The sequence below is a fragment of the Streptomyces sp. CB01580 genome (genome assembly GCF_001905795.1).
Lineage (GTDB): Bacteria > Actinomycetota > Actinomycetes > Streptomycetales > Streptomycetaceae > Streptomyces.
The window spans coordinates 18,252-31,040 of record NZ_LIXJ01000023.1; the positions used below are offsets into that span (position 1 = coordinate 18,252).

Annotated in this window: 9 protein-coding genes; 8 read left to right on the top strand and 1 reads right to left on the bottom strand. The window is 71.9% G+C overall.

The features are described 5' to 3' along the window. The first annotated feature begins 72 nt into the window (after positions 1–72). The 4 genes from AMK22_RS27580 (at position 73) to AMK22_RS27595 (ending at position 6,761) form a co-directional block, all read left to right on the top strand. On the top strand, positions 73–2,295 hold the full coding sequence (locus tag AMK22_RS27580) for an NADP-dependent isocitrate dehydrogenase (RefSeq protein ID WP_073789379.1): 2,223 nt from the start codon (positions 73–75) through the stop codon (positions 2,293–2,295). Positions 2,296–2,511: 216 nt separating this feature from the next. After that, complete coding sequence (locus AMK22_RS27585; protein WP_073789381.1) at positions 2,512–3,249, top strand: glucose 1-dehydrogenase; 738 nt, start codon at positions 2,512–2,514, stop codon at positions 3,247–3,249. A 256-nt stretch (positions 3,250–3,505) separates the two neighbouring features. Beyond that, the gene (gene ctaD, locus AMK22_RS27590) at positions 3,506–5,230 is read left to right on the top strand and encodes an aa3-type cytochrome oxidase subunit I (protein ID WP_073789383.1); all 1,725 of its coding nucleotides are present in this window, start codon (positions 3,506–3,508) and stop codon (positions 5,228–5,230) included. Positions 5,231–5,399: 169 nt separating this feature from the next. Next, complete coding sequence (locus tag AMK22_RS27595; protein ID WP_073789385.1) at positions 5,400–6,761, top strand: NAD(P)/FAD-dependent oxidoreductase; 1,362 nt, start codon at positions 5,400–5,402, stop codon at positions 6,759–6,761. Positions 6,762–6,845: 84 nt separating this feature from the next. Here AMK22_RS27595 and rho read toward each other — a convergent pair whose 3' ends face one another. Next, positions 6,846–7,988 carry a transcription termination factor Rho gene (gene rho / locus AMK22_RS27600; RefSeq protein WP_073789387.1) on the bottom strand — a complete coding sequence of 381 codons (1,143 nt, stop codon included), beginning with the start codon at positions 7,986–7,988 and terminating at the stop codon, positions 6,846–6,848. A 452-nt stretch (positions 7,989–8,440) separates the two neighbouring features. Here rho and AMK22_RS27605 point away from each other — a divergent pair, with 452 nt between their 5' ends. The 4 genes from AMK22_RS27605 (at position 8,441) to AMK22_RS27620 (ending at position 12,723) form a co-directional block, all read left to right on the top strand. Next, on the top strand, positions 8,441–8,836 hold the full coding sequence (locus AMK22_RS27605) for a TOBE domain-containing protein (protein ID WP_073789389.1): 396 nt from the start codon (positions 8,441–8,443) through the stop codon (positions 8,834–8,836). A 49-nt stretch (positions 8,837–8,885) separates the two neighbouring features. Beyond that, entirely contained in the window at positions 8,886–9,680 is a 795-nt protein-coding gene (gene modA / locus AMK22_RS27610; protein WP_073789390.1) for a molybdate ABC transporter substrate-binding protein, read from the top strand. A 96-nt stretch (positions 9,681–9,776) separates the two neighbouring features. Further along, entirely contained in the window at positions 9,777–11,747 is a 1,971-nt protein-coding gene (locus AMK22_RS27615) for an ABC transporter permease (RefSeq protein ID WP_073789392.1), read from the top strand. Between the two features lie 178 nt (positions 11,748–11,925). After that, entirely contained in the window at positions 11,926–12,723 is a 798-nt protein-coding gene (locus tag AMK22_RS27620) for a tyrosine-protein phosphatase (RefSeq protein ID WP_073789549.1), read from the top strand. Positions 12,724–12,789 lie beyond the last annotated feature (66 nt).

A 12,789-nucleotide genomic window follows, 5' to 3' on the forward strand; every position in this document is an offset into this window, starting at 1 on the left:
CCTGTCGAGTCGGCCGGCGTCACGAGATATCTTGATGTCGAGCAATGTTGCAGACGTGGAGCGGAGCAGAGGGTGACTGACTCGACCATCATCTATACACACACCGACGAGGCCCCGGCCCTGGCGACGTATTCGTTCCTGCCCATCGTCCAGGCGTACGCCTCGACGGCCGGCGTCGACGTCGAGAGCCGGGACATCTCCCTGGCCGGGCGCATCATCGCCTCCTTCCCCGAGCGTCTGAAGGAGGAGCAGCGCATCGCCGACGCGCTCGCCGAGCTGGGCGCGCTGGCCAAGACGCCCGAGGCCAACATCATCAAGCTGCCGAACATCTCGGCCTCGATCCCGCAGCTGAAGGCCGCCGTCGCCGAGCTCCAGGCGCAGGGCTACGCGCTCCCGGACTACCCGGACGACCCGCAGACGGACGAGGACAAGGACGTCCGCGCCCGCTACGACAAGGTCAAGGGCAGCGCGGTGAACCCCGTGCTGCGCGAGGGCAACTCCGACCGCCGCGCCCCCGCCTCGGTGAAGAACTACGCCAAGGCGCACCCGCACCGCATGGGCGCCTGGTCGTCCGACTCGAAGACGAACGTCGCCACCATGGGCGTCGACGACTTCCGCTCCACCGAGAAGTCCACCGTCGTCGCCGAGGACGGTTCCCTGCGCATCGAGCTCGTGGGCGACGACGGCAGCACGACGGTGCTGCGCGGGGCGGTGCCGGTGCTCGCGGGCGAGGTCGTCGACGCGGCGGTCATGCGCGTCGCGGCCCTGCGCGAGTTCCTCGCCGCGCAGGTCGCCCGGGCCAAGGAGGAGGGCGTGCTCTTCTCCGTCCACCTCAAGGCCACCATGATGAAGGTCTCCGACCCGATCATCTTCGGCCACGTGGTCCGTGCCTTCTTCCCGAACACCTTCGCCAAGTACGGCCAGGCGCTCGTCGCCGCCGGGCTCTCCCCGAACGACGGCCTGGGCGCCATCCTGAACGGCCTGGACTCCGTGCCGCACCTCGGCGCCGAGATCAAGGCGTCCTTCGAGGCCGAGCTCGCCGAGGGCCCCGCCCTGGCCATGGTCGACTCGGACAAGGGCATCACCAACCTCCACGTGCCGAGCGACGTCATCGTCGACGCCTCCATGCCGGCCATGATCCGCACCTCCGGCCACATGTGGGGCCCGGACGGCCAGGAGGCCGACACCCTCGCGGTGCTCCCCGACAGCAGCTACGCGGGCGTCTACCAGGTCGTCATCGACGACTGCCGCGCCCACGGCGCCTTCGACCCGGCGACCATGGGCTCGGTGCCCAACGTCGGCCTGATGGCGCAGAAGGCCGAGGAGTACGGCAGCCACGACAAGACCTTCGAGATCCCCACCACCGGCACGGTGCGGGTCGTCGACGGCAAGGGCGACGTCGTGCTGGAGCAGGCGGTCGGCGCGGGCGACATCTTCCGCATGTGCCAGGCCAAGGACCTGCCGATCCAGGACTGGGTCAAGCTCGCCGTCACCCGGGCCCGCGCCACCGGTGCCCCGGCCGTGTTCTGGCTCGACGAGGACCGCGCCCACGACGCGCAGCTGATCGCCAAGGTCAGGAAGTACCTCGCCGACCACGACACCGACGGTCTGCGGATCGAGATCATGTCGCCCGAGAAGGCGACCGCGTTCTCGCTGGAGCGCATCCGCCGCGGAGAGGACACCATCTCCGTCACCGGCAACGTGCTGCGCGACTACCTGACGGACCTGTTCCCGATCCTGGAGCTGGGCACGAGCGCGAAGATGCTCTCCGTCGTCCCGCTCATGAACGGCGGCGGCCTCTTCGAGACCGGCGCCGGCGGTTCCGCGCCGAAGCACGTCCAGCAGCTCGTCAAGGAGAACTACCTGCGCTGGGACAGCCTGGGCGAGTTCTTCGCGCTCGCGGCCAGCTTCGAGCACCTGGCGGCGACCACCGGCAACACCCGCGCGCAGGTCCTCGCGGACACCCTCGACCGCGCGACCGGCACCTTCCTCAACGAGGACAAGTCGCCGAGCCGCCGGCTCGGCGGCATCGACAACCGCGGCAGCCACTTCTACCTGGCCCTGTACTGGGCCCAGGAGCTGGCGCGGCAGACCGACGACGCGCACCTCGCGCAGGCGTTCTCCGGTCTGGCGAAGACGCTGGCCGAGCAGGAGCGCACCATCGTCGACGAGCTGATCGCGGTGCAGGGTTCGCCCGCCGAGATCGGCGGCTACTACCAGCCCGACCCGGCCAAGGCGTCGGCCGTGATGCGCCCCTCGGCGACGTTCACGCAGGCCATCGCCTCCCTCGGCTGACGGAGCGGCGGCGGTCGGGGCGCCCCTTTCCGGCGCCCCGACCCTCCCGCCCCGGCCGGCATCACGCCCGGCCGGGGCGGTTTCGTGTCCGGCCGCGGTGCCGCGCCCGCCGCGACGTGCCCGGCCGCACGTTCTTCGCTCAACCGCGCACGGCCGGGCCACTGCCTCGATAGGTTCGGGTACCCGGGACCGACCGGGCCCGGAGAAGGAGGGACCGTGCTGACAGGCAGGAACGCGGTGGTCACCGGAGGATCGCGGGGCATCGGCCGCGCGATCGTCGAGCGGCTGTGCCGCGACGGCGCACACGTCGTCTTCAACTACGCCACCAGCGACGACGCGGCCGCCGACGTCGTCCGCACCGTGCGGGACGGCGGCGGCACGGCCCACGCCGTCCGGGCCGATCTCGCCGCCCCCGACGGACCCGGGAAGCTGATGGAGGCGGCGGAGGAGAAGCTGGGCACCCTGGACGTCCTGGTGAACAACGCCGCCCTGTGCCCCGCTCCGTCCTTCATCGCGGACACCGACCCGGACGTGTTCGACCACGCGATGGCCGTCAACACCAGAGCGGTCTTCATGACGATCCGTCACGCCGCCCAAAGGATGCGCGACGGCGGCCGGATCGTGAACATCTCCACCGCGAACACCGTGCGCCCGGGCCCCGGTATCGCCGCGTACGCCGCGAGCAAGGGCGCCGTCGAACAGCTCACCGCCGTGGCGGCCCATGAACTCGGCGCACGAGGCATCACGGTCAACACCGTCTCGCCCGGCGCCACCGACACCGTGATGCTGCGCACCGCCAACCAGCCGGAGGCCCTCGAGACGGTGGTCGCCATGACCCCGCTCGGCCGGCTCGGCGAACCCGCGGACGTGGCCGACGTGGTCGCCTTCCTGGCCGGCCCCGACGCCCGGTGGATCACGGGCCAGAACCTGCGTGCGACGGGCGGGCTGGCCTGAACCGTCGTCCATGACGCCCGGGCCGGTTGCCGGTCCGGGCGTCCGCCGTGCGCACCGGCGTGTCCGCGCCCGCCCTGACGGGTGAAAGTCGTGCCGTGGCGGGTGCCGGGCCACTCCCGGCGGCCCCGTGGCTGGTTTGCTGCATCCGGGATCCGGTGTGACGCACGTGGGAGCGGTCCGGCGGCCGGCCCGGTGGAGAAGGCGCCCCGGCCGGGCGCGCGGTCCACCCGCGAACGACGACCGAAGGAGGGGCCCAGTGACGACGACGGGCACATCGGGGGCGGCCGACGAGGAGGAGGCGTACGCGGACGAGCTTCCGGTCCGCGCGAAGGAGCCCGGGAACGTCGTCATCAGATGGCTGACCACCACCGACCACAAGACGATCGGCACGCTCTACCTGGTCACATCGTTCGCGTTCTTCCTCGTCGGCGGAGTGCTGGCCCTGGTCATGCGTGCCGAACTGGCCCGGCCGGGCATCCAGATCCTCTCGCCCGAGCAGTTCAACCAGGCGTTCACGATCCACGGCACGATCATGCTGCTGATGTTCGCGACCCCGCTGTTCGCCGGATTCACGAACTGGATCATGCCGTTGCAGATCGGCGCGCCCGACGTGGCGTTCCCGCGGCTGAACATGTTCGCCTACTGGCTCTACCTCTTCGGCTCGCTGATCGTGATCGGCGGCTTCCTCACCCCGCAGGGTGCGGCGGACTTCGGCTGGTTCGCCTACTCCCCGCTCTCCGACGCGGTCCGTTCGCCGGGTGTCGGCGCCGACATGTGGATCATGGGTCTGGCCTTCTCCGGGTTCGGTACGATCCTCGGCTCGGTCAACTTCATCACCACGATCATCTGCTTGCGCGCCCCGGGCATGACCATGTTCCGCATGCCGATCTTCGTCTGGAACGTCCTCCTGACGGCGGTGCTGGTCCTGCTGGCCTTCCCGGTCCTCGCGGCGGCCCTGCTGGTGCTGGAGGCGGACCGGAAGTTCGGCGCGCACGTCTTCGACCCGGCCAACGGCGGGGCACTGCTCTGGCAGCACCTCTTCTGGTTCTTCGGCCATCCGGAGGTGTACATCATCGCCCTGCCGTTCTTCGGGATCGTCACCGAGATCATCCCGGTGTTCAGCCGCAAACCGGTCTTCGGCTACATCGGCCTGATCAGCGCCACCATCGCCATCGCAGGACTGTCGGCGACCGTGTGGGCGCACCACATGTTCGTGACCGGCGGTGTGCTGCTGCCGTTCTTCTCGTTCATGACGTTCCTCATCGCGGTACCCACCGGGGTGAAGTTCTTCAACTGGATCGGCACGATGTGGAAGGGGTCGTTGTCCTTCGAGACCCCGATGCTCTGGTCCGTCGGATTCCTGGTCACCTTCCTCTTCGGTGGTCTGACCGGTGTGATCCTGGCGTCGCCCCCGCTGGACTTCCAGGTCTCGGACACCTACTTCGTCGTCGCGCACTTCCACTACGTCGTGTTCGGCACCGTGGTCTTCGCGATGTTCGCCGGATTCCACTTCTGGTGGCCGAAGTTCACCGGCAAGATGCTGGACGAGCGGCTCGGCAGGATCACGTTCTGGACGCTGTTCGTGGGCTTCCACGGCACGTTCCTGGTGCAGCACTGGCTCGGTGCCGAGGGCATGCCGCGTCGCTACGCGGACTACCTCGCCGCCGACGGCTTCACCGCGCTGAACACGGCCTCGACGATCGCCTCGTTCCTGCTCGGCCTGTCGATGCTGCCGTTCTTCTACAACGTGTGGAAGACCGCCAGGTACGGCAGGAACGTGGGTGTCGACGACCCGTGGGGCTACGGCCGTTCCCTGGAGTGGGCGACCTCCTGCCCGCCACCCCGGCACAACTTCCACACGATGCCGCGGATCCGCTCCGAGTCCCCGGCCTTCGACCTGCACCACCCCTCGCTCCGCGCCCTCGACGAAGCCCTGAACCTTCCCGGGACGCTCCCGATGCCTCCGGGGGACCGGTCGTGAACGCGGCCCCGGCCCGGTGAGCGGCCCGGACCGGTGGCGCGACCGCATCAGCCCTCCGTCGTCCCCGACAGGCGAATTCGCACGCGGCTCGTGAAGATGGGAGAGGACGGGTGCGTGCGACGGGGCCGGCGAGCGGACGACCGCGCATGCCCGAGGAGGGACGAACACTGTGGCACGACCCAGGATTCTCGTTGTCGGCGCCGGATTCGCCGGAGTGGAGTGCGTACGCCGCCTGGAGCGCAGACTCGTGCCGGGCGAGGCGGAGATCGCGCTCGTCACCCCGTTCTCGTACCAGCTCTACCTCCCCCTCCTGCCCCAGGTGGCGGCCGGTGTGCTCACCCCGCAGTCCGTCGCGGTGTCGCTGCGCCGCAGTCGCAGGCACCGCACCCGGATCATCCCGGGAGGTGGCATCGGCGTGGACCCCGAGGCGAAGATCTGCGTCATCCGCAAGATCACCGACGAGCTCGTCTACGAGCCCTACGACTACATCGTCCTGTGTCCCGGAAGCATCACCCGCACCTTCGACATTCCCGGCCTCCTCGATCACGCCCGGGGCATGAAGTCGCTCGCCGAGGCCGCGTACGTCCGGGACCACGTGATCGCCCAGCTCGATCTCGCGGACGCCAGCCACGACGAGGACGAGCGGGCCTCGCGCCTCCAGTTCGTGGTGGTCGGCGGCGGATACGCGGGCACCGAGACGGCGGCCTGCCTCCAGCGCCTGACCACCAACGCGGTCCGGTACTACCCCCGGCTCGACCCGGGACTCATCAAGTGGCACCTCATCGACATCGCCCCGAAGCTCATGCCCGAACTCGGGGACAAGCTCGGCCGCAGCGCCCTGGAGATGCTGCGCGCACGCGGCATAGAGGTCTCGCTCGGCGTCTCGATCGCCGAGGCCGGTCCCGAGCACGTGACCTTCACCGACGGCCGGGTCGTGCCCTGCCGGACGCTGATCTGGACGGCGGGGGTCGCCGCGAGCCCGTTGGTGTCCACCTTCGGGGCGGAGACGGTGCGCGGCCGGCTGGCGGTGACCCCCGAGATGCGCCTGCCGGGCTTCGACGGCGTCTTCGCGCTCGGCGACGCCGCGGCCGTACCGGACCTGAGCAAGGGCGACGGGGCGGTGTGCCCGCCCACCGCCCAGCACGCCTCGCGCCAGGGCCGCACGCTCGCCGACAACCTCATCGCCACGCTGCGGCACCAGCCGTTGAAGCCGTACGTGCACCGGGACCTCGGTCTGGTCGTGGACCTCGGCGGCAAGGACGCGGTCTCCAAGCCTCTCGGCGTCGAACTGCACGGCGTCACCGCGCAGGCCGTCGCCCGCGGTTACCACTGGGCGGCGCTGCGGACCAACGTCGCCAAGGTGCGTGTGATGACGAACTGGATGCTGAACGCCGTCGCGGGCGACGACTTCGTCCGCACCGGCTTCCAGTCCCGCAATCCGGCCAGGCTGCGCGACTTCGAGTACACGAACGCCTACCTGACACCGGCTCAGGTGCGCGAGCACACCGCCTCGTTGCACACCGCCACCTGAACCCCTCGTACGACGCCTCCGTTTGCGGGTCCGGCCGGTCGCGCCACCGGCCGGACCGGTGTGTGCCGGAAAGGAAATGTGGGCTCAGGCATCCGGAACGGTGAGGTGGACCGTGCGGAGGAAGGCGGCGTTGTCGGGGGTGCGCCGCAGCCGGTCGAGCAGTGTCTCGAGCGCCGCCCGCGGGTCCTTCCTGGTGAGCAGCGCGCGCCGCAGCCGGCGCATGGCCCGCAACTCCACGTCCGGCACGAGGAGTTCCTCACGGCGGGTGCCGGACGCCTGGAGGTCGACGGCCGGGTGGATGCGTCGGTCGGCCAGCGCCCGGTCCAGCCGGAGCTCCATGTTGCCGGTGCCCTTCAGCTCCTCGAAGAAGTAGTCGTCGGCGCGCGAGCCGGTCTCCACCAGCGCGGTGGCCAGAATGGTGAGGGAGCCGCCCTCCTCGGTGAGGCGGGCCGCACCGAAGAGCCGCTTGGGGCCGAGCGGGGCAGTCGCGTCGACGCCGCCGCTGAGAGTGCGTCCGCCCGCCGCGGACGCGTTGTTGTGGGCGCGGCACAGCCGGGTCAGGGAGTCCAGCAGGACGACGACGTCCTCGCCCCGCTCGACCAGGCGTTTGGCGCGCTCGATCGCGAGGTCGGCGAGCGCGATGTGTTCCCGCGCGGGCCGGTCGAAGGTCGAGGCGAGCACCTCGCCCCGCACGGACCTGCGCATGTCCGTCACTTCTTCCGGGCGTTCGTCGATCAGTACCACCATCAGACGGCATTCGGGATGGTTCGTGGCGACGGCCTCGGCCAACTGCCGCAGCAGCACCGTCTTGCCGGCCCTGGGCGGTGCCACCACGAGACCGCGCTGCCCCTTGCCGACGGGCGAGACGAGGTCGACGAGCCGGGTCGCCGGACCGCCCGAGGGTGTCTCCAGGCGCAGCCGCCTTTGCGGGTGGATCGGTGTCAGGTCACGGAAGTGGGGTCGCTCCCGCAGCGCTTCGGGTGAGCGGCCGTCGACGCGCACCACGTCGGACAGGACGCGGGGCCGGTCGCAGACGCCCTCCACCAGGTCGCCTCGGCGCAGGGCATGACGGTGGATCAGGGCGGCCGGGACCTGCACGTCGCCGGGGGAGGGGCGGTCGGCCCGAGTGCGCAGAGTGCCGCGACCCTGGTGCGTGATGTCCAGGATGCCAATGGCCCCGCTGGGCAACTCCCCTTGGGAAAGGGGGAGTTCGAGGGTGCTCGTCATGTGGGGTGGTCCTTTCGCGGGCAGGACGGATGAAGGGGCCCGGACGACATCGGGGGCGGACGGGATCACGCCCCGGTCGGCGGGCGGAGAAGCCCGGCACGGGGAAGCCCGAACCGGACTGGAGAAAGTGGTGCGGGAGAGCTGGACCGCCGACCGGAGAAGGACGGGAGCGGCAGCCTGAAGAAGAGGGGATCGGCACAGGGGGCCTCGGAATGAGGCATGACACATGTGCCGAACGCACCCTACCACGACATGCGCGGTCGGTACCACGGCATGCACGGCCCGTCACCGGCTGCCGGTCGGCGACCCGGCCGTCGGTGCGGTCGCCGGTGTGCCGCCCGCTGCCCGGTCGCCCCGCCATCTCGCCGTCGCGCGCGGGTCGACCGACATCTGCGCCGTGAATCAGCCATACGAATTGTAGATGCAAGGTAAATGCGAATATCTTGGCGCACATGCAGTCCTACACGATCGGGCAGGCGGCGCGCCTGCTGGGGGTGAGCCCCGACACGGCCCGCCGCTGGGCGGACGCCGGAAGGGTCGCGACCCACCGCGACGAGAACGGCCGACGGCTCATCGCGGGCCGCGATCTGGCCGCGCTCGCCGTCGAGACCGGCCAGAGCGGCGGGGGCGACGACGAGCCCTCGTACACGACGGCGCGCAACGCCTTCCCCGGCATCGTCACCGCGGTGAAACTCGGCGACATCGCCGCCCAGGTCGAGATCCAGGCGGGTCCGCACCGGCTGGTGTCCCTGCTCACCCGCGAAGCCGTCGAGGAACTCGGACTGGAGGTCGGCATGCGGGCCACCGCCCGCGTGAAGTCCACCAACGTGCACATCGACCGTGTCTGACCGCGCCTCGTCCGCGACGCGCACGACTCCCGAGGAGCCCGGCCCCATCATGACGATCCCCTTCACCCGGCGCCGCGCCGCCGCCGCGCTCGTGACCGCCGCGCTGCTGGTCCCGCTCGCCGCCTGCGGCGGCGCCGACGACGAGAAGGACGCCGCCGGTACGCCGACGACGGCCCCCGGCGCCCGGCTGACGGTCCTCGCCGCGGCGTCGCTCACCGATGCGTTCAAGACCGCGGGCGCCGCGTACGAGAAGGCGCACCCCGGTACGAAGGTGACGTTCTCCTTCGCCGGATCCCAGGAACTCGCCGCCCAGGTCCGGCAGGGAGCCCCTGCCGACGCCCTGGTCACCGCCGACACCAAGACGATGGACGGGCTGAAGTCCGACACCGGCACCCCCACCGTCATCGCGAAGAACCGCCTCGTCATCGCCACCGCGGAGGGCAACCCGGAGAAGATCACCGGGCTGAAGGACCTGGCCAGGACGGACCTCAAGGTGGTCCTGGCCGCTCCCGAGGTCCCGGTCGGCCGCTACGGCAAGCAGGTCCTCGACGCCCAGAAGCTCCATGTCCGGCCGGTCTCCCAGGAACCCAACGTCCGCGCCGTGCTCAGCAAGGTCGAACTCGGCGAGGCGGACGCGGGCATCGTCTACAAGACGGACGCCGAGTCGGCCACCGACAAGGTCGACGCCGTCGACATCCCCGACGCGCAGAACGCCGTCGCCTCCTACCCGGCCGCCACGCTGCGCCAGTCCGCGCACGCCGACGCCGCCGCGGCGTTCGTGAAGTGGCTCGGCGGACCGGAGGCGCAGAAGATCCTCGGGGCCGCGGGCTTCCAGCAGCCTTAGCCCGTACGGAACGCCGTTCGCATCCGCGGGCGCGCGCCCGCCCCCGGCCCGGGGGACCGGGCGGCGTCCGTGCCGAGATCGCCCCGGGAACCCCCGATGAGAGCCCTCCGCAGCCGCCTTTCCGGCGCGCGCACCCCTGTCGCCCTGGCGCTGCCCGCGCTGCTCGCCGTCGCGTTCCTGATGATTCCGCTGATCGGCATCCTGGCCCGCACCTCCTGGACCGATCTCGGCACCCATCTCACCTCCCCGGGCGTCACCCAGGCGCTCGGGCTCTCCCTGCTCGTCTCGTTCTGGGCCCTGGGTCTGTCGCTCCTGCTCGGGGTGCCGCTGGCCTGGCTGCTGGCCCGGGTGGACTTCCCCGGCAAGGGATTCGTGCGCTCACTGGTCCTGCTGCCGATGGTGCTGCCGCCCACGGTCGGAGGCGTGGCGCTCCTCCTCGGCTTCGGCCGCCGGGGTGTGCTGGGGCCCTGGCTGGAGGACACGTTCGGTGTCACCCTGCCGTTCCACACCTCGGGCGCGGTGGTCGCGGCGACCTTCGTCGCCATGCCGTTCCTCGTCATCAGCCTCGAAGGGGCACTGGCCGGTCTGCGGCCCGCGTACGAGGAGACCGCGGCCTCCCTGGGGGCCTCACCGATCCGGGTGTTCCTGACCGTCACGCTCCCGATGGTCGCCCCCGGGCTCGCCGCCGGGGCCGCGCTCACCTGGGCACGGGCGCTGGGCGAGTTCGGTGCGACCATCACGTTCGCGGGCAACCTGCCCGGCACCACGCAGACCCTGCCCCTCCAGGTGTACCTGCTGCTCCAGGACTCCCCGGAGGCCGCCACCTCCGTCTCGCTCCTGCTCCTCGCCATCGCCATGGCCGTCCTCGTCGCCCTGCGCGGACGCTGGACCGGAACGCCCCGCGACCGCCGGCGCGCCCCCGCGTCCCCGCCGGACGACGCGAGCGGTGCGCAGGCGCCGGGCACCCCGCCCGGCGCCCCGGGCCGTCGGGAGGACCCGGCCCCGGCCCCGGCCCGGGCCCAGCGGGAGGACTGCCCGCTGCACGCCGACGTCACCGGCTTCAACCGGCTCACCCTCGACGCCGGTCCCGGCACGACGATCGCCGTCGTCGGGCCCAACGGCGCGGGCAAGACCACCCTGTTGCGCGCGCTCCTCGGCCTGACCCGCCGCTCCCGGGCTGTGCTGCGCCTCGGCGCCGCCGACGTCACCGCGCAGCCACCGCACCGCCGTGAGGTCGCCTGGGTGCCGCAGGACGGCGCCCTCTTCCCGCACCTGACCGCACTGTCGAACACGGCGTACGGGCTCCGCGCCCGCGGCGTCCCCCGGGGCGACGCCCGCCGCGAGGCCCAGCAGTGGCTCGACCGCCTGGGCGTCGGCCGGCTCGCCCACCGCAGACCGGCCCAGCTCTCCGGAGGACAGGCCCAGCGCGTGGCACTGGCCCGCGCCCTGGCGGCCCGCCCCCGGCTGCTGCTGCTCGACGAACCGCTCGCGGCGCTCGACCAGACCACTCGGGCCCATGTCCGCCACACCCTGCGCACCCATCTCGCCGGGTTCGGCGGCGTCTGCCTGATCGTCACCCACGACCCCGTCGAGGCGGTGTCGCTCGCCGACCGGGTGCTCGTGCTGGAGGAGGGCCGCACCCTCCAGGACGCGCCCCCGGCCGAGGTGACCCGGCATCCGCGTTCGCCCTGGGTCGCCCGGATGCTCGGCCGCAACGCCTGGCCGGGCACCGCGGCGGCCGACGGCACGCTCGGCCTCGCGGGCGGCGGCCGACTGGTCGTCGCGGACCCGCTCCCCGAGGGGACGGCGGCCCTCGCGGTCATCGCGCCGGAGGCGGTGTCCGTGCACCGCGTCAGGCCCGGGGGGAGCCCCCGGAACGTCTGGCCCGGAACGGTGCGCGAGCTCACCGCCACGGGGAGCCGGATCCGGCTGGTGGTCGACTCGGACGAGGTGCCCGACCTCGTCGCGGAGATCACCCCCGAGGCGGCGAGCGAGCTGGGGCTGGGCGAGGGGACGGCCGTGTGGACCGTCGTCAAGGCGACCGAGGTCACCGTCGTCCCCCTGTGACGGGACCGGGGCCCGGGTGCGCACCGCACGGACACCCGGCCCCGGCCGTTCCCCGATCGGCGCCCCTGCGGCGTTTTCCTTTGTCGAATCCCCCGACCGCGTGCGACGTTGGAAACGGTCATACATGACTATTTCTGACGCACGTTCTGACAGGCGCCGGATGAAGGGGAAGTCCATCGTGGAGACCGCCAGAGCCGTCCCGGCGTCCACCGTCGTCAATCTGCGGGACCTGGGCGGGATCGCCGTGGGGCCCGGCCGGTTCGTCCGGCCCGGTGCCGTGCTGCGCTCCGGCGGGCTGGGTGAACTCGACGTCGAACGCGACACGGCGGTCACCGCGTTCGGCATCCGCACCGTGGTCGACCTGCGGACCGCCGACGAGCGCGCGGCGGCCCCCGACCGGCTGCCGCCCGGCGCGCGGCTGTTCGTCGCCGACGTGCTCGGCGACAACCCCGGTCTCGCGCCCGCCCGTCTGCGCGCCCTGCTCGCCGACCCGGCGGCGGCCGACCGGCTGCTGGGGGACGGGAAGGCGGAGGAGGTGTTCGCCGGGTCCTACCGGCGGATGGTGCTCTCGCCCTGCGCGTCCGCCGCCTACCGGGCCTTCGTGGAGACGGCGGCAGACGACCGTGCCCGCCCGGTGCTGTTCCACTGCACGACGGGCAAGGACCGCACCGGCTGGGCCGCCGTGCTGCTCCTCATGCTGCTCGGCGCGTCGCGCGAGGCGGCGCGGGCCGAGTTCCTCGCGGTCAACCGCGTCGCGTGGGGCACCTGCGCGCCCTATGTGCGGGGCTTCCTCGACGCCGGGGGCGACCCGGAGATCGCTTCCGCGGTCGTCGAGGTCCGTCCCCGCTATCTCGACGTGGCGCTCGACGCCATGGACGAGCGCTGGGGCGGACTCGACGGCTATGTGCGCGACGGCCTCAGGATTCCGCAGGCCGCGGTGGAGCGGCTGCGGGACGGGCTGGTCGTCCCCGCCTGAACGGGCCGCGGGTACCCGGCGGCGAGGGTCGCGCACATGGATTGACTCCATACCCCCGGGGGGTAT